This window comes from Lentzea jiangxiensis, from assembly GCF_900104175.1.
Classification (GTDB): Bacteria; Actinomycetota; Actinomycetes; order Mycobacteriales; family Pseudonocardiaceae; genus Lentzea; species Lentzea jiangxiensis.
The window spans coordinates 1,244,731-1,270,483 of sequence record NZ_FNIX01000001.1; the positions used below are offsets into that span (position 1 = coordinate 1,244,731).

Annotated in this window: 23 protein-coding genes; 20 read left to right on the forward strand and 3 right to left on the reverse strand. The window is 70.2% G+C overall.

All coding sequences use genetic code 11. The features are described from left to right. Positions 1-56 precede the first annotated feature (56 nt). Positions 57-1,226, forward strand: coding sequence for a putative glycoside hydrolase (locus tag BLQ91_RS06190; RefSeq protein WP_090095615.1), 1,170 nt, complete (start codon positions 57-59; stop codon positions 1,224-1,226). On the opposite strand, the gene BLQ91_RS06195 is transcribed toward BLQ91_RS06190, so the two are convergent. Beyond that, a complete protein-coding gene (locus BLQ91_RS06195) occupies positions 1,160-1,972 on the reverse strand; it encodes a universal stress protein (RefSeq protein WP_090095616.1) in 813 nt (270 codons plus the stop codon). The genes BLQ91_RS06190 and BLQ91_RS06195 overlap by 67 nt on opposite strands. Positions 1,973-2,182: 210 nt before the next feature. Between BLQ91_RS06195 and BLQ91_RS06200 the strand changes: the two genes are divergently transcribed. The 17 genes from BLQ91_RS06200 (at position 2,183) to BLQ91_RS06280 (ending at position 20,488) form a co-directional block, all read left to right on the forward strand. Next, positions 2,183-3,709 (forward strand): UDP-N-acetylmuramoyl-L-alanyl-D-glutamate--2,6-diaminopimelate ligase, encoded by a 1,527-nt coding sequence (locus BLQ91_RS06200; protein ID WP_245733157.1) that lies wholly within the window; start codon positions 2,183-2,185, stop codon positions 3,707-3,709. Continuing rightward, complete coding sequence (locus BLQ91_RS06205) at positions 3,706-5,166, forward strand: UDP-N-acetylmuramoyl-tripeptide--D-alanyl-D-alanine ligase (protein ID WP_090095617.1); 1,461 nt, start codon at positions 3,706-3,708, stop codon at positions 5,164-5,166. Before BLQ91_RS06200 ends, BLQ91_RS06205 begins: the two co-directional genes overlap by 4 nt. Next, the gene (mraY, locus tag BLQ91_RS06210; protein WP_090095618.1) at positions 5,163-6,248 is read left to right on the forward strand and encodes a phospho-N-acetylmuramoyl-pentapeptide-transferase; all 1,086 of its coding nucleotides are present in this window, start codon (positions 5,163-5,165) and stop codon (positions 6,246-6,248) included. Before BLQ91_RS06205 ends, mraY begins: the two co-directional genes overlap by 4 nt. Before the next feature lie 4 nt (positions 6,249-6,252). Then, the gene (murD, locus tag BLQ91_RS06215; protein ID WP_090095619.1) at positions 6,253-7,626 is read left to right on the forward strand and encodes a UDP-N-acetylmuramoyl-L-alanine--D-glutamate ligase; all 1,374 of its coding nucleotides are present in this window, start codon (positions 6,253-6,255) and stop codon (positions 7,624-7,626) included. 146 nt (positions 7,627-7,772) lie between these two features. Beyond that, positions 7,773-9,164: a putative lipid II flippase FtsW gene (gene ftsW / locus BLQ91_RS06220; protein WP_090096032.1), complete on the forward strand. Its 1,392-nt coding sequence runs from the start codon at positions 7,773-7,775 to the stop codon at positions 9,162-9,164. Positions 9,165-9,202: 38 nt separating this feature from the next. After that, positions 9,203-10,306, forward strand: coding sequence for an undecaprenyldiphospho-muramoylpentapeptide beta-N-acetylglucosaminyltransferase (gene murG, locus BLQ91_RS06225; RefSeq protein WP_176959582.1), 1,104 nt, complete (start codon positions 9,203-9,205; stop codon positions 10,304-10,306). 41 nt (positions 10,307-10,347) lie between these two features. Continuing rightward, positions 10,348-11,685, forward strand: a complete 1,338-nt coding sequence (murC, locus tag BLQ91_RS06230; RefSeq protein ID WP_090096033.1) for a UDP-N-acetylmuramate--L-alanine ligase — start codon at positions 10,348-10,350, stop codon at positions 11,683-11,685. Continuing rightward, entirely contained in the window at positions 11,682-12,431 is a 750-nt protein-coding gene (locus tag BLQ91_RS06235) for a cell division protein FtsQ/DivIB (protein ID WP_090095620.1), read from the forward strand. The genes murC and BLQ91_RS06235 overlap by 4 nt, the downstream gene beginning before the upstream one ends. An 840-nt stretch (positions 12,432-13,271) precedes the next feature. Further along, positions 13,272-14,636: a cell division protein FtsZ gene (gene ftsZ, locus BLQ91_RS06240; protein WP_090095621.1), complete on the forward strand. Its 1,365-nt coding sequence runs from the start codon at positions 13,272-13,274 to the stop codon at positions 14,634-14,636. 560 nt (positions 14,637-15,196) lie between these two features. Next, positions 15,197-15,901: a peptidoglycan editing factor PgeF gene (gene pgeF / locus BLQ91_RS06245; RefSeq protein ID WP_090095622.1), complete on the forward strand. Its 705-nt coding sequence runs from the start codon at positions 15,197-15,199 to the stop codon at positions 15,899-15,901. Then, the gene (locus BLQ91_RS06250) at positions 15,898-16,596 is read left to right on the forward strand and encodes a YggS family pyridoxal phosphate-dependent enzyme (RefSeq protein WP_090095623.1); all 699 of its coding nucleotides are present in this window, start codon (positions 15,898-15,900) and stop codon (positions 16,594-16,596) included. The genes pgeF and BLQ91_RS06250 overlap by 4 nt, the downstream gene beginning before the upstream one ends. 68 nt (positions 16,597-16,664) lie before the next feature. Then, entirely contained in the window at positions 16,665-17,321 is a 657-nt protein-coding gene (locus BLQ91_RS06255) for a cell division protein SepF (protein ID WP_090095624.1), read from the forward strand. 18 nt (positions 17,322-17,339) lie between these two features. Next, on the forward strand, positions 17,340-17,615 hold the full coding sequence (locus tag BLQ91_RS06260) for a YggT family protein (RefSeq protein WP_089950699.1): 276 nt from the start codon (positions 17,340-17,342) through the stop codon (positions 17,613-17,615). Positions 17,616-17,663: 48 nt separating this feature from the next. After that, positions 17,664-18,479, forward strand: a complete 816-nt coding sequence (gene wag31 / locus BLQ91_RS06265) for a DivIVA-like cell division protein Wag31 (protein WP_089917266.1) — start codon at positions 17,664-17,666, stop codon at positions 18,477-18,479. A gap of 15 nt (positions 18,480-18,494) precedes the next feature. Then, entirely contained in the window at positions 18,495-18,998 is a 504-nt protein-coding gene (locus tag BLQ91_RS06270; RefSeq protein WP_090095625.1) for a hypothetical protein, read from the forward strand. 139 nt (positions 18,999-19,137) lie between these two features. Then, positions 19,138-19,881, forward strand: coding sequence for an alpha/beta fold hydrolase (locus BLQ91_RS06275; RefSeq protein WP_090095626.1), 744 nt, complete (start codon positions 19,138-19,140; stop codon positions 19,879-19,881). A 10-nt stretch (positions 19,882-19,891) separates the two neighbouring features. Continuing rightward, positions 19,892-20,488 (forward strand): TetR/AcrR family transcriptional regulator, encoded by a 597-nt coding sequence (locus BLQ91_RS06280; RefSeq protein WP_090095627.1) that lies wholly within the window; start codon positions 19,892-19,894, stop codon positions 20,486-20,488. A 22-nt stretch (positions 20,489-20,510) separates the two neighbouring features. On the opposite strand, the gene BLQ91_RS06285 is transcribed toward BLQ91_RS06280, so the two are convergent. Beyond that, positions 20,511-20,855, reverse strand: coding sequence for a DoxX family protein (locus BLQ91_RS06285; RefSeq protein WP_090095628.1), 345 nt, complete (start codon positions 20,853-20,855; stop codon positions 20,511-20,513). A 291-nt stretch (positions 20,856-21,146) separates the two neighbouring features. Between BLQ91_RS06285 and ileS the strand changes: the two genes are divergently transcribed. After that, positions 21,147-24,251 (forward strand): isoleucine--tRNA ligase, encoded by a 3,105-nt coding sequence (gene ileS, locus BLQ91_RS06290; protein WP_090096035.1) that lies wholly within the window; start codon positions 21,147-21,149, stop codon positions 24,249-24,251. A gap of 50 nt (positions 24,252-24,301) precedes the next feature. Beyond that, entirely contained in the window at positions 24,302-25,273 is a 972-nt protein-coding gene (locus BLQ91_RS06295; protein WP_090095629.1) for a hypothetical protein, read from the forward strand. Here BLQ91_RS06295 and BLQ91_RS06300 read toward each other — a convergent pair. Then, a complete protein-coding gene (locus tag BLQ91_RS06300; protein WP_090095630.1) occupies positions 25,255-25,710 on the reverse strand; it encodes a hypothetical protein in 456 nt (151 codons plus the stop codon). The genes BLQ91_RS06295 and BLQ91_RS06300 overlap by 19 nt on opposite strands. Positions 25,711-25,753: the final 43 nt, after the last annotated feature.

Consider the following 25,753-nt stretch of genomic DNA (forward strand, 5'->3'; position numbering starts at 1 on the left):
CAGACCTGATCTTGGCGGTGACTCCCGTTCCCGCTGTTCAGCGAGGTGGGGAAGAGTTGGCCGTCAAGTCGTTCTGGCTGCACATGAACAGCACGCCCGTGTCCGGTGAAATGATCGAACTGGAAGCGCGAAGGCGTTCGCACGTCGTTGTGAACGCCTGGGAGAAGGACCTCGCCGCGAAGCTCAAGGCGGCCAACCCGGAGATCAGGACGTTCGTCTACAAGGACCTGTCCTCGACCCGCGACTACGCCTGCGCGAACGGCGTCGACGACGCCGACCTCCCCACCGGCGTCGGGTACTGCGAGGCGGACCCCTCCTGGTTCCTGCGCGGTGCCGACGGCCGGCGGTTCGAGTACGAGGGCTACCCCGGCCACTGGCAGATGGACGTCGGCAACACCGCCTACCAGAACGCCTGGGCCGAGAACGTGGTCGCGTCCTCGGCGAAGGCCTTCGACGGCGTGTTCATGGACAACGCGCTGTTCGCCTGCGACACCTACCACCCCGGCGTCTGCCCGACGGCGTACCCGACCGACGCGGCGATGCGCGAGGCGTACGTCTCGATGCTCGCGAACACGAGGCAGAAGTTCGTCGACGCGGGCCTCGAGACCATCGCGAACCTGTCCGGCGCCCGCCTGCACGAGGGCGCCTGGGACTCCTACGCCGAACACCTCGACGGCGGCTTCGACGAGTGGTGGCTGACCTTCGGCGACACCTACCTGCTCGCCGAGTACCCGCAGGGCTGGAGCAGGCAGATCGCCCAGGTCACCGCCAACGAGGCCAAGGGCAGGACCACCTGGGTGCAACCGCACCACAGCGGCGCCGAGCAGCCGTTCCGCTACGCCTTCGCGAGCTACCTGCTCGCCGCCGGGTCCCGCACGGCGATCTCCGAGATCGAGCAGACCGACCGCTACGACACCCCGTCGCCGTGGCGCGCGGAGTACGACTGGGACCTCGGTGACCCGCTCGGCCCGCACCGCGAGGTGGCGGAGAACGTGCACCAGCGCGACTTCGAGTGCGGCACGGTGATCGTCAACGCGAACAGGACCGGCAGCGCCCCTGTCACGGTGGGGCTCGCGGAGACCCAGGAGGACGAGCGCGGCGCGCCGGTCAGCTCCGTGGCGTTGCCGGGGACGAGCGGAACCGTGCTGCGCAAGACCTGTCAGAGCGTGCGGTCGTCGTGCACCGGCTCCGGCCGGGCGACCATCACCGGGCACGAGGCGTGGTAGAGCGCCGCCCGCGTGGTGAGCCCGACCCCGTCGTGCTGTCCGCCGCGACCCACCACGACGAGGTCGGAGTCCAGATCGGCCAGGGCCTCGTGCGGGTGGCGTGACTCCACCAGGACCTCGGGGGTCAGCTCGGGGGCCGTGGTGCGCAGCAGCAGCACCGCCCGGCGCACCGCCGCCTCGTCGCGCGGCGCGGTCCCGCCGTGCTGGGCCGGCGGGTGGACGTGCAGCAGCCGCAGCGACGCCCGGCGGGTGCGGCAGAGCTCGACCGCGCGCCGCAGCACGACCGCGTCCTCGCACCCGCCGACGGCCGCGGTGACCCAGCCGTACTCGCCGCGGATCGCCTTCGGGCGGCCGCGGACGACCACGACGCCGCACCGAGCGCGGCGCAGCACCGGGAGGACGAGGGACCCCAGACCCAGGCTGCGGTGCTGTTCTCCCCTGCACCCCAGGACCAGGGTCGCGCTGGAGTCCGACGCCCCCACCAGTGCGGCCACCGGGTCGTCGCCGCTCGGGCGGAAGTGCGCGGTGAGCATCGGGAGCCGTTCCAGGACCCGCTGGACCGTCGTGTCGCCGGGGTCCGCGAGGTACACCTGGAGATCCGTCCTGAGCGACCACGCGTGGCGCGCCGCCCATTCGAAAGCGTGGTACGCGGGTTCGGACGTGTCGACGCCGACCGTCACGGACCTGCTGAAATCGGGGGACCAGAAGGAGAACCTCCTGGGATCGACCGCCGTACGAGTTCTCATCGCCGCCTCCTGCCGCCCTCAACTCCACCGCAGGCGCACGTGCGCTCACAGGGCACTAAGTCACGAAGCGGGCAGGAACTTGTTCGACCGGACGGGCTCGCCCGCGAAGAGCAGCGTGAACGACCACCCGAACGGGCCATAACCGCCGATCATCACCCGAACGCCAACGCGCCGCTCGGGTGCCGCGCGCCCGCCGGTAGCCTCTTGCCCGTGCCTGCCAAGCTCGAGGGCAAGGTCGCGACCGCCCCGCCCCGCCCCAACGCCATCCGCCCTGCTTCCGTGGCTGCTCTCGCCGCGGTCGCCGACGTGCACCTGACCAGGCCAGCGCATGCCGACGTCCAGGTGACGGGGGTGACTCTGCGTGCACAGCACGTGATCGCAGGGGACCTCTACGCGGCGCTGCCCGGTGCCCACGCGCACGGTGCCGACTTCGCCGAGACGGCGATCGCGAACGGTGCCGTCGCCGTGCTGACGGACGAGGCCGGAGCCGCGCGCGACTCGCTCAAGGACGTGCCCGTGCTCATCCACCCACGACCTCGCGAGGTCGTGGGCCTGCTCGCCGCGCACGTCTACGGACAGCCGTCGACGAAGATCAAGCTGTGGGGTGTCACCGGCACGTCCGGCAAGACCACCACCACGTACATGATCGAGTCGGTGCTGCGCGCCGCCGGGAGGAACACCGGCCTGATCGGCACGGTCGGCACCCGCATCGGCACCGAGCAGCTCGGCAGCTCGCACACGACGCCCGAGGCGCCGGACCTGCAGGCGCTGTTCGCGGTCATGGCCGAGCGCGGCGTCACCGACGTGGCGATGGAGGTGTCGAGCCACGCGCTGCACATGGGCCGGGTCGCCGCCACCGGGTTCGAGATCGGCGCGTTCACGAACCTCAGCCAGGACCACCTCGACTTCCACGCCGACATGGAGGAGTACTTCCAGGTCAAGGCGCAGCTGTTCGACGGCCGCGCGCGCAAGGAGGTCGTCTGCGTCGACGGCGAGTGGGGCCCGAGGCTCGTCAAGGACACGACGATCACCGTCTCCACCACCGGGCCCGCCGACTGGACCGCGAGCGACGTCGTCGTCAGCGCGACCGGCGAGCAGACGTTCACCGCGCACGGTCCGGACGGCGACATCGAGATCCACCTCCCGCTCGCCGGCAGCTTCAACGTCGCCAACGCCCTGCTCGCCATCGCCTGCCTGCACGTCGAGGGCGTCGCGGCCGAGGCGATCCGGGAAGGCCTGAGCACCGTCGGGGTCCCCGGCCGCATGCAGCGCGTCGACGAGGGCCAGGACTTCACCGCCGTCGTCGACTACTCCCACAAGCCGGCCGCCGTGGCGCTCGCGCTGGACGCCGTGCGCGCCAAGACCGACGGCCGCGTGATCGTCGTGCTCGGCTGCGGTGGCGACCGCGACCGGGCGAAGCGCCCGCTGATGGGCCAGGCCGCCGCGGAACGCGCCGAAGTGTTGATCATCACCGATGACAACCCGAGGAGCGAAGACGCGTCCTCCATTCGGGCCGCCATGCTCGAAGGCGCTCTCGCCACCGCGAACCGGGGCGAGGTGCTGGAAATCGGCGACCGGAAGCTCGCGATCGAGAAGGCCGTCGAGCTGGCACGTCCGGGGGATGTCGTCGTGGTCGCGGGCAAGGGGCACGAGACGGGACAGGAGATCGCCGGCGTGGTCCACCCGTTCTCGGACGTCGAGACGCTGACCGCCGCCATCAGAGAGGCGCACCGTTGATCGCACTCACGCTCGCCGAGATCGCTGAGATCGTCGGCGGACGCCTGCACGCCACCGACGGCAGTCCGGTGGTCACCGGCACCATCGAGTTCGACACCCGCAAGATCACCGGGGGCGGCCTCTTCCTGGCACTGCCCGGCGAACGCGTGGACGGCCACGACTTCGCCGCGCAGGCCGTGGCCTCGGGTGCCGCCGGTGTGCTGGCGGGCCGGGAGGTCGACGCCCCCGCGGTGATCGCGCCGCCGGTGCCGACCAGGCACGCCAACGCCTACGTGCTCGCCGGCGACACGAACGGCGAGGGCGCCGCGGTGCTCGAGGCGCTGGCCAAGCTGGCCCGCCACGTCACGGACCGCCTGGAGGACCTGACGGTCATCGGCATCACCGGCTCGGCGGGCAAGACGTCCACGAAGGACCTCATCGCCCAGGTGCTGCGGCCGGTCGGCGACGTCGTGGCGCCGCCGGAGTCGTTCAACAACGAGCTGGGCCACCCGTGGACCGCGCTGCGCTCGACCGAGGACACCCGGTTCCTGGTGCTGGAGCTGTCCGCGCGCGGCATCGGCCACATCGCGAACCTGTGCGAGGTCGCCCCGCCGAAGTTCGGCGCGGTGCTCAACGTCGGCACGGCGCACCTGAGCGAGTTCGGTTCCCGCGAGGGGATCGCGCAGGGCAAGGGCGAGCTGGTCGAGTCGCTGCCCGAGGACGGCGTCGCCGTCCTCAACGCCGACGACCCGCTGGTCGCGGGCATGGCGAGCCGCACGAAGGCCAAGGTCGTCCTCGTCGGGGAGAACCCGAAGGCCGACGTCCGCGCCGAGAACATCGTGCTGGACGAACAGGCCCGTGCGAGCTTCACGCTGAAGACCGCGCGGGGTGACGCCGAGGTCAAGCTCGCGGTCAACGGCACGCACCAGGTCGCCAACGCGCTGGTCGCCGCCGCCATCGCCCTCGAGCTCGGTGCCACGCCGGAGGAAGTGGCCCAGCGGCTCGGCAACGCGCAGAGGGTCTCCGCGCACCGCATGGTCATCACGGACCGCGCGGACGGCGTGACGGTGATCGACGACGCCTACAACGCGAACCCCGACTCCGTGCGGGCGGCGTTGAAGGCGCTGGCGTCGATCGCGCGCTCCACCACGCCCGCGCGCCGCAGCTGGGCCGTCCTCGGCCCGATGGCGGAGCTGGGCGACGACGCGGTGCGCGAGCACGACGAGATCGGTCGTCTGGTGGTGCGCCTGGACATCAGCAAGCTGGTCGTCGTCGGTGAGGCGGCCCGGCCGATGCACCAGGGGGCGCACCTGGAAGGATCTTGGGGCGACGAATCCGTCGCAGTGCCGGACGCCGACGCCGCCGTCGCGTTGCTCCAGGGGGAAGTCCGGCCCGGTGACGTAGTGCTGGTCAAGGCATCCAACGCCTATCGCCTGTGGCGCATTGCCGAGGCCCTGCTGGAGGCAGGAACCAAGTGAAGAGCATCCTGATCGCGGCAGCGATCGCCCTCGCGGTGTCGATCCTGCTGACGCCCTACCTGATCAAGATCTTCTCCCGGCAGGGTTTCGGCCAGGAGATCCGCGAGGACGGTCCGCAGCACCACAAGACCAAGCGCGGCACGCCGACCATGGGTGGCCTCGCCATCCTGGTCGCGATGTGGGCCGGCTACCTCGGCACGCACCTCGTGAACTCGATGTCGGCCTCGGCGTCCGGGCAGACCCCGACGGCGTCGGGCCTGCTCGTGCTGATGCTGACGACCTCGCTGGGGCTCGTCGGCTTCCTCGACGACTTCATCAAGATCCGCAAGTCCCGCAACCTGGGCCTGAACAAGACCGCGAAGCTGGTCGGCCAGTTCATCGCGACGATCACGTTCGCGATCCTGGTGCTGCAGTTCCCGAACAAGGACGGCCTGACGCCCGCGTCGGTCAACCTGTCGTTCGTCCGCGACATCACCGTGGTCTCGTTCGGCGTCATCGGGTTCATCGTCTTCTGCTACGGCATGGTCGCCGCGTGGTCGAACGCCGTGAACCTGACCGACGGCCTCGACGGCCTCGCCGGCGGCTCGTCCGCGATGGTGTTCGGCACGTACGTCGTGATCTCGTTCTGGCAGTGGCGCTACAACTGCTCGAGCTACGCCGTCGCCGGCTGCTACGACGTCCGCGACCCGCTGGACCTCGCGGTGATCGCCGCGGCCGCGATGGCCGGCTGCATCGGCTTCCTCTGGTGGAACGCCGCCCCCGCCAAGATCTTCATGGGTGACACCGGCTCCCTCGCGCTCGGCGGCCTCGTCGCCGGTCTCGCGATCGCCACCCGCACCGAGCTGCTGATGATCGTCATCGGTGGCCTGTTCGTGGTCGAGGCCCTGTCGGTGGCGTTGCAGGTCGCGGTCTTCCGCACCTCACGACGGCGCCTGTTCCGCATGGCACCGTTCCACCACCACTTCGAACTGGCCGGCTGGGCGGAAACCACGGTCATCATCCGGTTCTGGTTGATGGCGGGCATCTGCTGCATGTTCGGTCTCGGTGTCTTCTACAGCGAGTGGCTGACGGGCGGGTTCTAGGACGATGACGAAGCTGGCCGGGATGAAGGTGCTGGTCGCCGGTGCTGGAGTGACCGGCCGGTCCGCCGCGGAGGCGTTGCTCGCCGCGGGCGCCGAGGTCGTGGTGACGGACTCGTCCGCCGACCGCCTCGCGGCGCTCGAGACGCTGCTCGAAGGCGTGGAGCTGGTGCCGGGCCTCACCGCACCTCCCGCCGGCACGGCGCTGGTGGTCACGAGCCCGGGCTGGCCGCCGTCGAGCCCGCTGCTCGCGGCCGCGGCGTCGGCGGGCGTCGAGGTGATCGGCGAGGTCGAGCTGGCCTGGCGGATGGCCGCCGAGCTGGCCGACCCGCCGGTGTGGCTCGCGGTGACGGGAACCAACGGCAAGACGACCACGGTCGGCATGCTGGAGTCGATCCTGCACGCCGCCGGTGCGGACGCCGTGGCCTGCGGCAACGTCGGCCTGCCCGTCGTGGACGCGCTGCTCGCCGGCCGCCGGGTGCTCGCCGTGGAGCTGTCGAGCTTCCAGCTGCACTGGGCGCCGTCGGTGCGGCCGCAGGCGGGCGCGCTGCTCAACCTCGCCGAGGACCACCTCGACTGGCACGGCGGCATGCGGGCCTACGCGCAGGCGAAGGCCCGCGTGCTCACCGGTGACGTCGCGATCGGCTGGCTCGACGACGACCTGGTCGTCGACCTGCTCGAAGAAGCTCCCGCGCGTGACCGCGTCGGGTTCACGCTGGAGGAGCCGGAACCCGGTCAGCTCGGCGTGCGCGACGGCTGGCTGGTCGACCGCGCGTTCGCCGACGACGAGCCGCTGGTCGAGGTGGCGAAGATCCGCCCGGCCGGTCCTCCCGGCATCGCGGACGCTCTCGCCGCCACGGCTCTTGCGCGCGCGTACGGCGTTCCGTCCGAGGCCGTGCGCGAAGGCCTGGAAGCGTTCGAACCGGCCGCGCACCGCGCCGTGCTGGTCACCGTCGACGCGGCGGACGTCCGGTACGTCAACGACTCGAAGGCGACGAACCCGCACGCCGCCGTGGCCTCGCTGCGGGCTTTCGACAGCGTTGTCTGGATCGCGGGCGGGCTGCTCAAGGGCGCGTCGGTCGAGGACATGGTGCGCACGGAGGCCCACCGGCTGCGCGGAGCCGTGCTGATCGGCGCCGACCGCCAGGTGATCGCGGACGCACTGGCGAAGCACGCGCCGGACGTGCCGGTGCGCGTGCTCGACGTCGCCGGGGCCGACGAGCCGATGCAGGCCGTGGTCCGCGCGGCGCGGGAACTGGCGCAGGCCGGTGACACCGTGCTGCTCGCGCCCGCCGCCGCGTCGATGGACATGTTCAGCGACTACGCACACCGCGGGGTGGCGTTCACGGACGCCGTGAAGGGCCTCACGGGCGGCCGGTAGGGTTCGAAACGGCGACACGCCCCAGAGGAATCCCCGTTCGAGCGCTTGACACAGGAGACGATGATCTGGTGACCGTCGTCGCAGACAAGCCGGGAAACAAGCGGAAGGGCCAACCTGCGGGCCGCGGCGCCTCCGTGCGCAGCGGGATGACCGCGTGGCTGGGCCGGCCGCTGGCCGACTTCCACCTCCTGCTCGCGATCTTCGGCATGCTCACCGTGCTCGGCCTGGTGATGGTGCTGTCGGCGTCGGCGCCGGGCCAGGTCGCCTCCGGCGTGTCCGCGTACAGCGTGTTCCAGAAGCAGCTGATCTACGTCTGCGTCGGCTCGGTGCTGTTCTGGCTGGTGCTGCGGTTCCCGCTGCGGCGGCTGCGGCACCTGTCGACGGCCGCGATGGGCATCGGCGTGCTGCTGCTGGCGCTGGTGCTGACGCCGCTCGGCGACGTCCGCGGTGGCGCCCGGTCGTGGTTCACCGTCGGGCCGATCTCGTTCCAGCCCATCGAGGCCGTGAAGCTCGCGCTGGCGTTGTGGGGCGCGCACGTCCTGGTCACCAAGCGAGCGCTGCTGTCGCAGTACCGGCACCTGCTGGTGCCCGTCGTCCCCGTCGCGATGCTGGTGTTCGCACTGGTCATGCTGCAGCCCGACCTCGGCGGCACCATCACGCTCGGCGTGGTGCTGATCAGCCTGCTGTGGTTCGTCGGCGCCCCGATGCGGTTGTTCGGCGTGATCGCCGGTGGTGCGGTGGTGGGTGCCGTCGTGCTCGCGATCGGTGCCGCGTACCGCCTGCAGCGCGTGACGACGTTCCTCAACCCCGACGCCGACCCGCTGGGCGCGGGTCTGCAGGCGCGGCAGGCGATGTTCGCGCTCGCCGAGGGCGGCCTGTTCGGCAAGGGGCTCGCGCGGGGCAGTTCGCAGTGGCGGTACCTGCCCAACGTCGAGTCGGACTTCATCTTCGCCGTCATCGGCGAGGAACTCGGGTTCGTCGGCTGCGGCCTGGTGCTGGCGCTGTTCGGCGGGCTCGCGTGGGTGGGCCTGCGGATCGCCGCGCGCAACACCGACCCGTGGATCCGGATCGTGGCCGCGACGCTGACGGTGTGGCTCGTCGCGCAGGCCGCGATCAACATCGGCTACGTCGTGCGGCTGCTGCCCGTCACGGGCATCACGCTGCCGATGATCTCCTCCGGCGGCACGTCGATCGTCACGACCATGGTGGTGTTCGGCATCCTCGCGAACTGCGCCCGGCACGAGCCCGAGGCCGTGTCGGCGCTGCGGTCGCTCGGCCCCGGCCGCGTCGGCGGGCTGCTGCGGCTGCCCGCGCCCGAGGCGTACCGGCCGCCGCCCAAGCGCAAGCCCGTCCGCCCCTCCACGCCGCCCCGCGCACCGGGACGCAGCCGGACGCAGCAACTCCCGGTGGTCGACGAACGTCGTGTGGCTGGGCGGTCCGCTCCGCCCTCGGAGTACCGTCGCCGCGAAACGCGGCGGGTGAACCAGGGCCGCTCCGAGCAAGGCAGGTCGACCCGCGGCCGCGGGCGATACAACTGAGTCGAATTTCCCGAGCTCAACACAACCGGAGGCAAGTCTTGACCGGGCACCCTGCCCCCAGTGGTCCGTGCGTCGTGGTCGCCGGCGGTGGCACCGCCGGACACATCGAGCCGGCACTGGCGCTGGCCGACGCGGTCATGCGGCTGCGGCCGGACGCGCGCGTCGTCGCGCTCGGCACCGAGCGCGGCCTCGAGAGCAAGATCGTTCCAGCCCGCGGGTACCCGCTGGAGCTGATCCCGCCGGTGCCGATGCCGCGCAAGCCCACGCTGGACCTGCTGAAGCTGCCGCTGAACGTGCGCGGTGCCGTGAAGCAGACGCGTGAGGTGCTGGAGCGCGTCGGCGCGGACGTCGTCGTCGGATTCGGCGGTTACGTGGCGCTGCCCGCGTACCTGGCCGCACGGGGCCGCGTGCCGATCGTCGTGCACGAGGCGAACGCGAAGGCCGGTCTCGCGAACAAGGTCGGCGCCAAGTTCGCCGAGTACGTCGCGGCGGCGGTGCCGGACTCCGGCCTGACCGACGCGCAGATCATCGGCATCCCGCTGCGCCGGTCGATCACGACGCTGAACCGCGCCGCGCTGCGCGACGAGGCCCGCCGCTTCTTCGGCCTCGACCCGCACGCGCCGACGCTGCTGGTGTTCGGCGGTTCGCAGGGCGCGCGCTCGATCAACGAGGCCGTGGCGCCCGTGGCGGCCGAGTTCGCCCGTGCCGGCGTCGGAGTGCTGCACGCGTACGGACCGAAGAACACCGTTGCGGTGCAACAGGTTCCCGGCCGGCCGTCGTACGTTCCGGTGCCGTACCTGGAGCGCATGGACCTCGCGTACGCCGCCGCGGACGCCGTGCTGTGCCGTTCCGGCGCGATGACCGTCGCCGAGGTGTCGGCCGTCGGCCTGCCCGCGGTGTTCGTGCCACTGCCCATCGGCAACGGTGAGCAGGCCCTGAACGCCGGTCCGGTCGTCGCCGCCGGTGGTGGCCTGCTGGTGCCGGACGAGGAGCTGACGCCCGAGAAGGTCGCGTCGCTCGTCGTCCCGCTGGTGGCCGACCGCGACCGGCTGGCCCGGATGTCCGCCGCGACGCTCGGCACCGGCCGTCGCGAGGCGGACGAGGTCCTCGCCCTCGCAGTGCTGGATGTGATCAAGAAGTGAGCCTCGAACGCGTGCACCTCGTCGGCATCGGTGGTGCCGGCATGAGCGGTATCGCCCGCATCCTGCTGGCCCGCGGCGTGCAGGTGTCCGGATCGGACGCCAAGGACTCGCGGACCGTGCTGGCCCTGCGCGCCCAGGGTGCGCGGATCGCCGTCGGCCACGACGCGGCGAACCTCGACCAGCTCGTCGGTGGTCCGACCGAGGTCGTGGTGTCGACCGCGATCAAGGACACGAACCCGGAGTACGCGGCGGCCCGCGAGCGGGGCATCACCGTGCTGCGCCGCGCCGAAGCGCTCGCCGCGCTGATGGAAGACCACCGGGTCGTGTGCGTCGCCGGAACGCACGGCAAGACGTCGACCACGTCGATGCTGACTGTGGCGTTGCAGCACTGCCGGCTCGACCCGTCGTTCGCGATCGGCGGCGACCTCAACGAGTCCGGCGCCAACGCCCACCAGGGCACCGGTGGCGTGTTCGTCGCGGAGGCCGACGAGTCCGACGGCTCGTTCCTGTACTTCTCACCGTCGGTCGCCGTCGTGACGAACGTCGAGGCAGACCACCTCGACCACCACGGCACCGTCGAGGCCTACACGGCCGTGTTCGACTCGTTCCTGGAGCGGATCGAGCCCGGCGGCGTTCTGGTGTCCTGTGCTGACGACCCCGGTGCCGTCCGGCTGGCCGCCGAAGCCCGTGCGCGCGGGATCCGCGTGCGCGAGTACGGACGTTCGGCCCCCGACGCGCGTCTGGTCGACTACAAGTCGCTCGAGGCCGGTGGCCTCGCGTCGGTCGAGATCGACGGCGTCGCGCTCGAGGTCCGGGTCGCGGTGCCGGGCGAGCACATGGCGCTGAACGCCGTGGCCGCTCTGCTGGCCGGACTGGAGCTCGGCGCGGACCAGGCGGGGATGCTGAACGGCCTCGCGGCGTTCGGTGGCGTGCGGCGGCGGTTCGAGTTCAAGGGCCGTGGCGGTGGCGTGTCGGTCTACGACGACTACGCGCACCACCCGACCGAGGTCGACGCACAGCTGCGCGCCGCGCGTCCGGTCGCCGGTGCCGGCCGGGTCGTCGTGGTGTTCCAGCCGCACCTGTACTCCCGGACCCGCACGTTCGCGACCGAGTTCGCCGCCGCGCTGTCGCTGGCGGACGAGGTGGTCGTGCTGGACGTGTACGGCGCCCGTGAGGAGCCGGAGCCGGGCGTGACGGGTGTGCTGATCGCCGACCAGGTCACGGCTTCGGTGCACTACGAGCCGTCGTTCGACCGCGTGCCGCCGCTGGTGGCCTCGCTGGTGCGCGAGGGCGACCTGGTGGTGACGATGGGCGCGGGCGACGTGACGATGCTCGGCCCCGAGATCGTCACCGCGTTGTCCGGCGAAGTGCAGGCATGAGCGCCCCGGTTCGTGGCAGGTCCACGCGAGCTCGTCCCGCGAACCGGAGACCGAAGAGCGCCGAGTACCGGGCGCGGCGCAGGGTCGTCCTGCGCCGCCGCCTGGTGGCGCTGCTGACGCTGGTGTCCGTCATCGCGTCGGTGTACTGCGTTTTCTTCACGCCGTTGCTGGGCGTCTCGCAGGTGCAGGTGCGGGGCAACTCGGTGCTCACCGAGGAAGAGGTCCGCGACATCGCGGCGATCGAACCGGGCTCACCGCTGGTGCGCCTGGACCTCCAGGGCATCCACGACCGCGTCGCCACCATCCCGCGCGTCGCCGCGGTGGAGGTCGAACGCCAGCTCCCCGGCACGGTCCGGCTGCTGCTCACCGAACGCAGCCCGGTCGGCTCGGTGAAGATGCCCGACGGCTTCCACCTCGTCGACTCCACGGGCAAGGACTACGCGATCGTGCCGGTGGCGGCTCCGGGCGTTCCCGAACTGGTGCTGACGCTGCCGTCGTCCTCGGACCCGGCCACGCGCGCCGTGGTCGGGGTGCTGAACGAGCTGCCGGAGAAGCTGCGGCCCGAGGTGGTGTCGGTGTCGGCCACCACCGGTGCCGACGTGAGGCTGACGCTGACCGGCGACCGCGTGGTGAAGTGGGGCAGCTCCGAGCTCACCCCGCGCAAGGCGGCCGTGCTGCTCGTGCTGCTTTCTCGGCAGGGCACGACCTACGACGTGTCGTCGCCGGACCTGGCCACGGTGTCGTAGTCCATCAGTTGCGTTGTCAGGCCCGGCGAACGACATGTCGCCGGGCCTGACCCGTGTCCTACGGGCGCGGTGTCCACGGCCTCGACGGCGTCGGGAACCGGCGCGGGCGGTGGTACTTCGACCGGGGGTTCGGTGGGGAGCACACGGGGTTGTCCTGGGATCCGCCGCTAGCCGACCGGCCTCAGTCGCGTCAGCGCGGCTCGGACGACCAGATTGCCGAGTCTGCTCGTGACGAGTTCCAACACGATCGCTGCCAAGACGAGCGAACGCACGGACGCGGGTGCGGGTGCCAAGACGTGCCTCCTGGTTGATGACGACTACCGTGCTCATCGGAGAGCCACTGGCGGTATTAGCCCCAGGGATCGTTGTCACCCGAAGGAAGTACTCAAGACAGCGTGGTGGTGCCTGGTCGTTGCTGAGCTGTGGGCGCAGACTCCGCGGTCCGTCATTTCGGGGCACCTGAGGGACGGAATCCGTCTCGATCGGTCGTGCCGGCCGCGGCCTCGTGCGGCACTACCGGCGGTCGCGGCTGATCACCGGTAAAACGGGTGGAAGCGGCCAAAGCATGGGCGAGACGATCTCTGATCAGAGCTCCGACTAGGCTTGGGGTGCGCCGTGCTTGTCATCGTGCGTACTGCTTGACGGCACGACCGGGGAGTAGTAGCGCACAGTGTTGGGACTCTGCGGCGTGGCTGCTGGACCGACGCACCGCCGGTGCTTACCGTCCAGCAGGAACATACGGGGTTGACATAACTCCGGACCTCGACGAGGTCGGAGCGGCAATCCGGGTGGATCACACCCAGCACCACAGCGCGGACCACGATCAGGAAGGCGGATCCGATGACGCCCCCGCACAACTACCTCGCGGTGATAAAGGTCGTCGGCATCGGTGGTGGCGGCGTCAACGCCGTCAACCGCATGATCGAGGTCGGGCTCAAGGGCGTCGAGTTCATCGCGGTGAACACCGACGCGCAGGCCCTGCTGATGTCTGATGCCGACGTCAAGCTCGACATCGGCCGTGAGCTCACGCGCGGCCTCGGTGCCGGCGCGAACCCGGAGGTCGGCCACAAGGCCGCCGAAGACCACCGCGAGGAGATCGAGGAGGTCCTCAAGGGGGCCGACATGGTCTTCGTGACCGCCGGCGAGGGCGGCGGCACGGGCACCGGCGGCGCGCCGGTGGTGGCCTCGATCGCCCGCAAGCTCGGCGCACTGACCATCGGTGTCGTGACGCGCCCGTTCTCCTTCGAGGGCAAGCGCCGCGCCAAGCAGGCCGAGGACGGCATCCAGGCCCTGCGCAACGAGTGCGACACGCTGATCGTCATCCCGAACGACCGGCTCCTGCAGCTGGGCGACATCGGTGTCAGCCTCATGGACGCCTTCCGCTCCGCGGACGAGGTGCTCCTCTCCGGTGTCCAGGGCATCACGGACCTGATCACGACCCCCGGTCTGATCAACCTCGACTTCGCCGACGTCAAGTCGGTCATGTCCGGTGCCGGCTCGGCGTTGATGGGCATCGGCTCGGCCCGCGGTGAGGGCAGAGCCGTCCAGGCCGCGCAGAAGGCGATCAACTCGCCGCTGCTGGAGGCCTCGATGGAGGGCGCGCACGGCGTGCTGCTGTCGATCGCCGGTGGCTCCGACCTGGGCCTCTTCGAGATCAACGAGTCCGCTTCGCTCGTGCAGGAAGCGGCGCACCCCGACGCGAACATCATCTTCGGTACGGTCATCGACGACTCGCTCGGCGACGAGGTCCGGGTCACGGTGATCGCGGCCGGGTTCGACAGCGGCGGACCGACGCACAAGAAGCTGGAGCCGACGGCGTTGTCCTCGCCGCCCCGGACCGCTTCCGGGCCGATCGCGTCCGCTTCCGCCACGCCTGCGCCTGTGCAGCAGCCGATGGCTCCGCCTCCGGTGCAGGCGCCGCCTGTTCATGCCCAGCCGGTGCAGGCTCAGCCGGTGCAGGTCCAGCCCGTGCAGGCCCAGCCGGTGCAGGCCCACGTCCAGCCCGCTCCGGTTCAGCCCGCTGAGGTTCGGTCGGTCCAGCAGCCCACCTCGGTGCCGCCGCAGCCGTCGCATTCGCAGGGGAACGGGTACGTGCCTTCCACGCCTCGGCCGTTGACCCAGAACGGGTCGATCCCCTCCCGTCCCGTGCCGGTCACCGATGACCCGGACGACGAGGTCGACGTTCCGCCGTTCATGCGGCGGTGAGCATCGTCGGCTGATCTTGTCGGACCCCCTGAGCAGCGTTTGGGCTCAGGGGGTCTTCCTTGTGGGGGACGCCTGCGGCAGCTTGCTCTGAGCGGGTTCGTGCCGCCTGCGAGTGGGGCCTGTGGGTCGGTGCCGGTCTGTGGGCACGGTTGTTGCGTTGGCCGTCTCCTGGTTCGTCGGCGGCTGGCGCGTTTGTGGTTCGTAGGTGGTTGGGGTGCGTGCGGTGGCGTTGCGGTTGCGAGCACTGCGCAGGGCTCTGAGCAAAAGCGGCTCGCCTTCGGCCTCGCTACTGCTCGCCTTCGTCATCGCGGGAGCGAGTGGCTCCCCTCGCCGACGCCCCGCCCGACCTGCTTTCGCCCGCCCTCCCTTCGCTCCGGCCTGCACCTCGCCGCGCCCGCGCCTCCGCCACGACCCGACCTCGCCGACGCCCCGCCTGCGCCCTCGCCCGTCGACGCCGTGATCTCGCCCGTGCTCCTCCCCTCCTCGCCGTCGTTCTCACCTCCCTTCCCTCGCCATCGGCCTCGCGGTCCCGCCACGGGCGTGCGAACTAGGGTGTAGGTGTGCGCATTCGTCGTGTTGTCACCACCCGCGCCGGTGGGGTTTCCAAGGGGCCGTACGAGTCGTTCAACCTCGGCGATCACGTCGGGGACGACGGGGAGGCGGTCGAGGCCAACCGGGCTCGTCTTGCTGCCGGGATCGGGTTGACGCCCGAGCGGCTGGTCTGGATGGAGCAGGTGCACGGGCGGACCGTCGCCACGGTGGACGGGCCTGTGGCCGGGGCGCTTGAGGCCACTGATGCTGTTGTGACGAAACGGGCTGGTCTCGGACTGGTCGTGTTGACGGCCGACTGCGTGCCCGTGTTGCTCGGGGATCAGGAGGCCGGGGTTGTCGGGGCCGTGCACGCCGGGCGTGTCGGGGCTCGGGTCGGGGTTGTGGTCGAGGCGCTCAAGGCGATGATGGCGCTCGGGGCCGAGTTGGAGCGCGTCGAGGTTCTGCTCGGGCCCGCTGTGTGCGGTGAGTGCTACGAGGTGCCCGCCGAGATGCAGAAGGACGTCGAGAAGCACCTGCCCGGTAGTGCGTCGAAGTCGCGGAAGGGCACGCCTGCGCTGGACCTGAAGGCCGGGTTGTGGAACCAGCTCGCCAGTGCCGGGGTCGGGAGGATCGGGGTGGACCCGCGGTGCACGTTCGAGGAGAAGGACCTCTTCAGCCATCGCCGGCAGGCGCCCACGGGGCGGCTTGCGTCCGTGATTTGGATTGAGCCGTGAACCGCGCCGAGGAGTTGGAGCAGAACCTCGCGGAGGTCGAGGAACGGATCGCCGAAGCGTGTGAGGCGGCGGGGCGTGAGCGAAGTGAAGTGATGTTGCTCGCGGTGACGAAAACCTGGCCGGCGAGCGATGTCGAGATCCTTTACGAGCTCGGTTTGCGGAACTTCGCGGAGAACCGGGATCAGGAAGCGAGTGCCAAGGTCGCCCAATTGAGACATCTCGAAGGTGCGAGATGGCACATGGTAGGGCGATTGCAGCGCAACAAAGCGAAGTCCGTCGTCGGGTGGGCCGATCAGGTGGACTCGGTCGACAGCGTCCGGCTGGCCGAGGCGCTGGCCAGGGCGGCGCGGGCCCGCGGGCGGACGCTGGACGTGTTGCTGCAGGTCAGCATGGACGGCGATACGTCGCGCGGGGGAGTGGCGTTGGGCGATGTGGCGGAACTCGCTGGCGTGATCACTCGTTCGGGTGATCTTATTCTGCGAGGTGCGATGACTGTCGCGCCTTTGACGATGGATGCTTCACAGGCGTTTCAAGCGTTGGCTTCGGTGGTATCTGGGCTACGTGATGATCATCCCACTGCCACCGGTGTGTCAGCGGGAATGAGTGGTGACCTGGAAGATGCCATCTCGCACGGATCTACCTGTGTGCGTGTCGGAACGGCGTTGCTCGGCAGTCGGCGACTAACCTCGCCATAGGTTGTCGGGAACCTCGGGACCGTCCGCACCGTCCCCTAAGAGTGGGGCACCGCCGAGGAGGGGCTGGAATGAGCGCTTTGCACAAGCTGAAGGCCTACTTCGGGATGGTCCCCGCCGAGTACGCAGACGACCCCGGCTACGACGACGACCGGGGTCGCTACGGCGACTACCGGCCGGAGTACGCGGCCGAGGCCGACGACTACGACCCCTACCCGCGGCGCAGTCGCGTGTTCACGCCGGGCCGGTCGGAGCTCCAGGGCTCCGGGTACCGCCCCGACATCGACGAGCCGGACGACTACGAGCCGGAGTCGCGGCGCGGGGGCACCCCCTCGAGCACGCGGCGCTGGAGTGCCGACGCACCCGTGCACGGCGCACTCGCGGTCGAGCCGCAGCGTGAACCCGTGAGCAGGCTGCGTCCTGTCGCCGCCGAGCCGGCAGGCAACCCCATGGCGCGCATCACCACGCTTCACCCCCGCAACTACAGCGAGGCGCGCACGATCGGGGAGCACTACCGCGACGGCACGCCGGTGATCTTGAACCTGACCGACATGGACGACGCGGACGCGAAGCGCCTCGTCGACTTCTCGGCCGGACTCGCGTTCGCTCTGCGCGGGTCGATGGACAAGATCACCAGCAGGGTGTTCCTTCTCTCACCGCCGAATGTCGACGTCACGGCGGAGGACCGGAGGAAGCTGGCCGAGGGCGGGTTCGGCAACCACGGTTAGAGTTGACCCGTGGACCCGATCCGTCTCGTCATCTTCTACGTCCTCTTCGCGTTCTCGCTGTTCCTGACCGCGCGTGTCGTGGTCGAGATGGTGCGGACGTTCGCGAGGGAGTGGCGCCCAGCGGGCGGCGTAGCCGTGACGCTTGAGACCGTCTACACGGTCACCGACCCACCGGTTCGTGCACTCCGTCGGGTGATCCCGACTGTGCGGATCGGAGGCGTCGGGCTGGACCTATCGATTATTGTGCTGTGGCTGGTCGTTATCATTCTGATGCGATTCGCAGATCCCAGGTGACGGGGAACCGTGGGATGACCGCAGCCCAGGAGTGCGAGAGGTGATCCGATGCCGTTGACCCCCGCTGATGTGCACAATGTTGCATTCAGCAAGCCACCGATTGGCAAGCGGGGCTACAACGAGGACGAGGTTGATGCGTTCCTCGACCTGGTTGAGGGCGAGCTGGCCCGCTTGATCGAGGAGAACAACGACCTCCGTCAGCAGGTCGAGCAGCTCGACCAGCAGCTCGAGACCGCGCGCGCAGACCTCGACGACGCGCGCGCCAAGGCTTCCTCCGGCCCCATGACGAGCCGCATGCCGGTGGAGGAGCCGCGCCGCCTGGCGCCGGTCCCGCCGCCCACGGTGATGGAGCAGACGTCCCCCGGTGGTGGCGGAGACCACCACGTGCAGGCCGCGAAGGTCCTGGGTCTCGCCCAGGAGATGGCGGACCGGCTGACGGGTGAGGCGAAGGCCGAAGCGGACGGCATGCTGTCCGAGGCCCGCACGAAGTCCGAGCAGCTGTTGTCCGAGGCTCGCGCCAAGGCCGACACGATGGTCAACGAGGCGCGCACGCGTGCCGAGACCATGCTGAACGACGCGCGCACGCGTTCGGAGACGCTGGAGCGGCAGGCCCGTGAGAAGGCCACCGCGCTGGACCGCGACGCGCAGCGCAAGCACGCCGAGGTGATGGGCAACATCACCCAGGAGAAGAACACGCTCGAGAAGCAGATCGACAAGCTGCAGACGTTCGAGCGCGAGTACCGCACGCGACTGAAGACCATGCTCGAGTCGTCCCTGCGCGACCTCCAGGACCGCGGCCCGGCCGCTCCGTCCGAGGGCCGTTCCCAGGGCTACTCGTTCGGCGCACGCGCCGAAGCGGGCTGAACTACTGTTCGCTAGGTGCTCTTCGTAGTTCTACTTCTGGTGTTGGCTGCCCTCGGGCTGCTCGTACCTGCGCTGACCACGTCCGACAACATCTGGGCGTGGTCGTCCGTGGGAGCGAGCGTGCTCGCCGCCCTGGTCCTTGCTTGGGACTGGTGGCGGCGGCGTCCGGGGGACCCCGCAGCCGACGCGCAGAGTGTAGATCAACTAGCCGTAGAAGATGATCAACGGGTGGTCGGGTCGGCGGTCGCCGACATGCCCCCCGCGGACGAGGAACCATCGGAAGAGGACACCGACGCGGCGGACCTGCTCGTCGTGGCCGATCTGGTGGATGAGGTCCGGGTGCTGGACGAACGGCCCCGGTATCACCTGAGCTCGTGTTCCTGGCTCGCCGGGAGGCCTACCGTCGGCCTCCCGGTGCAGGAGGCACGGCAACTGCAGTTCACCCCGTGTGCCCTGTGTGGTCCCGATTCGACGCTGGTGTCGCGCCATCGCGCCCGGCTGCGGGACGCGTCCCCCTGATCGCCGCCGGCATCCGGCCGCGGTGACGGCCAGGGCCTTTCTTCTTCCTCGTGCCGCTGTGGCACCTCCTTGTCCCACGCAAGTGGGACGCTGTCCCATATAGTAACGGGACAGCGTCCCACTTGCGTGAGGAGAGATTGTGGCGGTGACGTACGTACTTGTCCACGGGGCATGGCACAGCGGTCAGTGCTGGGCACGGGTCGTGCCGAGGCTGGGAGCGAGCGGGAGCGGGGTGTTCGCTCCGACGCTCACCGGTTACGGGGAGACCCGGCACCTGCTGAGCCCGGACGTCGGCCTCGGCACGCACATCGCCGACGTCGTCGGGCTGCTGGTCGGCGAGGACCTGACCGACGTCGTCCTGGTCGGGCACAGCTACGCGGGCATGGTGATCTCCGGCGTGGCCAACGAGGTGCCGGAACGGATCGCGCGCCTCGTCTACCTCGACGCCATGGTGCCCACCGACGGCGAGAGCGCGCTCGACGTCCTGCCGATCATGCGCGACATGATCGGCAGCGACTGGCGGGTGCCCCCGCCGCCCGCGCCCTTCGGGTTGTTCGGCCTCACCGACGACGCCGACATCGCGTGGCTGAACACCATGGTCTCCGACCAGTCCGCGCTGTGCCTGCGGGAACCGGTCGCCATGGACGCGCCCGCCCTGGCCGCGATCCCGCGCACGCACGTCCACTGCACGGTGACGCCCCCCGGCGTCGAACTCCGTCCGGTTCCCGCCGTGCAGCCGAACGGCGACCCCGCCGACGTGCGGGAGCTCGCGACGGGCCACGACTGCATGATCACCATGCCCGCCGAACTGGCCGGGATGCTGCTCGACATCGGATCTCAGGCCTCGGCGCGGGCGTCCGCCCCGGCGGGTGCCGGTCGTTAGGATCAAGGCTGTGAGCGACGCCCCCGGCACCGCGGGATCCCCGCAGCGACGCGCCGACGCGCGCCGCAACGCCGGGAGCGTGCTCGAGGCCGCGGCCGCCGTGTTCGTCACCTCGGGCGTCAACGCGTCGATCCGCGAGATCGCCGCCCGCGCCGGTGTGGGGACCGCGACCATCTACCGCCACTACCCGACGCGGGCCGACCTGATCGTGGCCGTCTACCGCTCGCAGGTGGAAGCGCTCTCCGAGGCAGGCCCCGCCCTGCTCGCCGCCGAGGCGAGCCCCCACCGGGCCCTGACGAGGTGGATCGACCAGTTCGTCGGCTTCGTCGTCACCAAGCAGGGGCTCGCGTCGGTCCTGCAGTCCGGCGAGGCCTGCTACGACCCGCTGCACGACTACTTCCTCGAGCACCTCGTCCCCGTCTGCACGCGGTTGCTGGAGGCGACCGCGGCGGCGGGGGAGATCGTGCCCGGCCAAGACCCGAACGAGCTGATGCGCGCGGTAGGGAGCATCTGCGCCGGCGCGAATGCTGCCAAGGGCGTGCGTTACGACGTGCGGCACCTCGTGCGGTTGCTGATCAACGGGCTGAGGCCCGGCCTCGGCGACTGATCGCGCCCGGTGGCCTGGCTCCTCAGCGGTCCAGGAACAGCAGCGTGCTCAGCAACGCCAGCAGCGCGAGGTCCACGACGACGCCGGTCGGTTTCGAGTCGAACCGCAGGCGCGTGATCGTGGCGCCGACCATCAGCAGGCCGAGGCCGGCGGTGGCGGCGTGCGCGACCCACTGCCACGTCACCAGGCCGAGGACGAGACCCGCCGCGCCGGCCCACTCCAGGGCGCCGATGGTGCGCCACAACGCCGGGTTCATCCGGAAGTGGTCGCGTGCCTCGAGTGAGGCCTTCGCCCCGAAGAGCTTGCCCGCGCCCGTCGCCACGAACAGCAAGGCCAGCACGACCGACAACGCGATGGGCAACGTCATCGGGGCAGCATAGGGCTCGCCACCGGCCGGAAGGCGGAAGCGAACCGGCGCACATCCCGTTTGCGCGCCCGGCGTACCCTGTACCCACAGGCACCGATCCGGCCATCACCGGGGAGCCTCCGGAAGAACAGGCGCGAGCCCCAGTAGAACCGGACGGGACCGGCCCGTCACAGCCGAAGAACGAGAGGCTCGTCAGCACGAGGACGAGCAAGCGGGGTGGTACCGCGGCAGGCCGAGCCACATCGGCGTGTCGTCCTCGCGTGTCGCATCTGACCGCGAGGAGCAGTGGAGATGGCCTACCCCAGGGCCGGAGCGAACGAGGTCCCGGCGCAGCCGTCCTTTCCGAACCTCGAGCAGGACGTGCTCGGGTACTGGAAGGACGACGAGACCTTCCAGGCGAGCATCGACCGCAACCCGGCGGGTGAGCACGGCGAGAACGAGTTCGTCTTCTACGACGGCCCGCCGTTCGCGAACGGGCTGCCGCACTACGGCCACCTGCTGACCGGCTACGTCAAGGACGTCGTGCCGCGCTACCAGACGATGCGAGGCAAGCACGTCGAGCGCCGGTTCGGCTGGGACACGCACGGCATGCCGGCCGAGTACGAGGCCGAGAAGCAGCTCGGCATCACGCAGAAGCACGAGATCGACGAGCTCGGCATCGAGAAGTTCAACGAGGCGTGCCGCACGTCCGTGCTGCAGTACGCGGACCAGTGGCGTGAGTACGTGACGCGCCAGGCCCGCTGGGTCGACTTCGACAACGACTACAAGACGCTCGACCTCGACTACATGGAAAGCGTCATGTGGGCGTTCAAGGCCTTGTGGGACAAGGGCTTGATCTACGAGGGCTTCCGGGTGCTCTGGTACTGCTGGCGTTGCCAGACGCCGCTGTCGAACACCGAGACCAAGATGGACGACGCCTACCGCGACCGGCAGGACCCCGCCGTCACGGTCGCGCTGCGCCTGGAGTCCGGTGAGAAGGCCCTGGTCTGGACGACCACGCCGTGGACGCTGCCGAGCAACCTCGCCGCCGCCGTGCACCCGGACGTCGACTACGTGACCGTGGTGGGCTCCGACGGCGACAGGTACCTGCTCGCCGAGGCCCGCGTCGCGGCGTACGCGCGTGAGCTGGGCGAGGAGCCCGAGGTCGTCGCGCGCCACAAGGGCTCGGACCTGGCCGGCAAGAAGTACCTGCCGCCGTTCGACTTCTTCGTGGGGCGCGAGAACGCGCACCAGGTCCTCACGGCCGACTACGTGACCACCGACGACGGCACGGGCATCGTCCACATCGCACCGGCGTTCGGTGAGGACGACAAGGTCGTGACGGACGCGGCGGGCATCGAGGTCGTCGTGCCGGTCGGGCCGGATGGCAAGTTCACCGCGGAAGTGGCGCCGTACCAGGGCGTGCACGTCTTCGAGGCGAACAAGCTGATCATCCGCGACCTCAAGGAAGCGGGCCTGCTGCTGCGCCACGAGACCTACGACCACCCGTACCCGCACTGCTGGCGGTGTGCGAACCCGCTGATCCAGCGCGCGCTGTCGGCGTGGTTCGTCGCGGTCACGCAGTTCAAGGACCGGATGGTCGAGCTCAACCAGCAGATCAACTGGGTGCCCGGCCACATCAAGGACGGCCAGTTCGGCAAGTGGCTCGAGAACGCGCGCGACTGGAACATCTCCCGCAACCGGTACTGGGGCTCGCCGCTGCCCGTGTGGGTGTCGGACAACCCCGAGTTCCCGCGCACGGACGTGTACGGGTCGCTGGACGAGCTGGAGCGCGACTTCGGCGTGCGCCCGGACAACCTGCACCGGCCCTACATCGACGAGCTGACGCGGCCGAACCCGGACGACCCGTCCGGCAGGTCGGTCATGCGCCGGATCCCGGACGTGCTCGACTGCTGGTTCGAGTCGGGCTCGATGTCGTTCGCGCAGGTGCACTACCCGTTCGAGAACGCGAAGTGGTTCGAGGACCACTACCCCGGCAACTTCATCGTCGAGTACAACGGGCAGACGCGCGGCTGGTTCTACACGCTGCACGTGCTCGCGACGGCGTTGTTCGACCGGCCGGCGTTCCGCGACTGCGTGGCGCACGGCATCGTCCTCGGTGACGACGGCCAGAAGATGTCGAAGTCGCTCAAGAACTACCCGGACGTCAACGAGGTCTTCGACCGCGACGGCTCGGACGCCATGCGCTGGTTCCTCATGGCGTCGCCGATCCTGCGCGGCGGCGACCTGGTCGTGACCGAGCGCGGCATCCGCGACGCGGTGCGCCAGGCCGTGCTGCCGCTGTGGAACTCCTGGTACTTCCTCGCGTTGTACTCCAACGCCTCCGGGAAGGAGGGCACGTGGCGCGTCGACTCGAAGAACGTGCTCGACCGGTACGCGCTGGCGAAGACGCACGACCTGGTCCGCGACGTCCAGGCGGCGATGGACGTCTACGACATCTCCGGTTCGTGCCAACTGGTGCGCGAGTACCTGGAGGTGCTGACGAACTGGTACGTGCGGCGGTCGCGGCAGCGGTTCTGGGACGGTGACCAGGACGCGATCGACACCCTGCACACCGTGCTGGAGGTCGTCACGCGCGTCGCGGCACCGTTGCTGCCGTACACGACCGAGGTCGTGTGGCGCGGGCTGACCGGTGGCCGTTCGGTGCACCTGACGGACTTCCCGTCGGTGTCGGACGTGCCGGCGGACGACGCCCTCGTGGCGGCGATGGACGAGGTGCGCGACGTCTGCTCGACGGCGTTGTCGCTGCGCAAGGCGAACAAGCTGCGCGTGCGACTCCCGCTGGCGCGCTTGACGGTCGCCTCCCCGGTGGCGGCGTCGCTGGAGGACTTCGCCGAGATCGTGCGCGACGAGGTCAACGTCAAGGAGGTGTCGCTGTCCACCGACGTCGACGCCTACGGCCAGTTCCAGCTCGTCGTGAACGCGCGTGCCGCCGGCCCGCGCCTCGGGCCGAACGTGCAGAAGGTCATCAAGGCCGTCAAGGCCGGCGACTGGTCCGAAGTGGACGGTCGCGTGGTGGCCGCGGGCGTCGAGCTGTTCGAGGGCGAGTACGAACAGCGCCTGGTGGCAACGGATCCGGCCGCCACGGCCGCTCTGCCGGGCGGCGCCGGTGTCGTCGTGCTCGACACGGCGGTGACGCCGGAGCTCGAGGCCGAGGGCGTCGCGCGTGACCTCGTGCGCGTGGTGCAGCAGGCCCGCAAGGACGCCCAGCTCGACGTGTCCGACCGGATCGCGCTGACGCTGGAGCTGCCGGACGCGGTGAAGGCCGCCGTGGAGCCGCACCTGCCGTTCGTGCGGTCGGAGACGCTGACGACTTCGGTGGTGTTCGGTGAGGGCACGTCCGAGGGCACCGTCGGCGACGGCGCCAAGGTGAAGGTCGCTGTCGCGAAGGCGTGATCGATACGTGAGCACTCGTCCCTAACGTCGCCATCGCCTGAGAGGGGGCGATGGTGAAGGTCAGAGGACTGGTGGTGAGCACGGCGTTCCTGGCGGCGTGTGTGGTGGGTTCGCCTGCCGCGCACGCCGCCGCTGCGTGTGAGTGGGTCACGACGGGCCTGCCGGTACCGGCAGGGGTCGTGTTCTACGGCGTGTACGCCGCGTCGGACAGCGGCGAATGGGTGCTCGGACACGGTGAGAACGCCTCGTACGAAAAGGGGACGTTCGTCTGGCGCAACGGAATGCCGACCGGTGAGTTCATCCCGCAGCTCGGAACGGTCGGTGATGTCAACGACTCCGGTGTCCTGTTGAGCAACGTCGGTGACGCCGGCTACCGGATCGAGAACGGTGTCCGGGAGCGCTTGGAACCGGCTCCCGGCACCTCCTGGTCGTGGGGCGAGCACATCAACAACGCCGGCGACGTCGCCGGCATGTCGGGCTTGCGCGGCCCGCTCCTGGTGTGGCCGGCGGGATCCACGACACCCAGGGAGCTGCCGAACACCCGCAACGGGCCCGATCGCGTTGTGAAGGGCATCGACGACGACGGCAACGTGGTCGCGATGGAGTACGGACCGCCGGAGAAGTGGTCCAGCCACGTCTGGGACCGCGACGGGAACCGGACGACGCTGAAGCCGCTGGCGGTGGACCACCGGGCGGAGGTGGGCTTCATCCGTAACGGCCGGATCTTCGGCAGGTCGGCGCCCCACGACGGGCAGCAGCCCGGCACCGTCGTCGAGTGGGGGCTGGACGGCGAGATCGTGCGCACCTTCCCGGAGTTCTCCCGCCCAGTCGACGCGAACGCCTCCGGGCACGTTCTCGGCCAGGTCTCGGGGGAGAACGAGCACAACGCGGTGTGGCGGGAGCCGGGTCAGCTCGACACCCCGCCCGGCGTGAACGGATCCGTGCTGGCCGACAACGGTGACGTCTACGGCGCCGCACGCAAGGACGGTGTCCTCGTGCCGCGTCACGCGCGCTGTGGCTGACGCTTCGGCGTGAACAGGCGCCGCACCTGGCGCACGTACCACGACCAGCGGGCCGGGGCCTTCGGTTCCCGGCCCGCCGCGCGTTCGCAGGCGTCGAACAGGTCCTCCATGCACGCGTCGTGCAGCCACCGGATCGCCAGCGCCCAGCGCACCCGGTCCACGAGGGCGAACCGGCCGATCAGCTCGTGCCGCAGGACCGTGCCGGACGCCGAGAGCGTGTGACTGCCCGACATGTCGACGAACTCGAAGGTGACCGACTCGCCGGGGACGAACTCGGTGCAGCGGTAGCGGATCGGGCCGTGGCCGCCGTCGGCGCCGACTCCCAGCGGCCGGTCGAACTCCAGCTTGCTCCACGCCGGTGGCCAGAGCTCCTGGACGCGGTCGACGAACGGGCCCGCGGGCACGCCGAGGTCGCGGGTGTGGATGTTCCTGATCATGGGAGTCCCTTCCATACGCTGCCGTATGTTCCTGGACCGTACG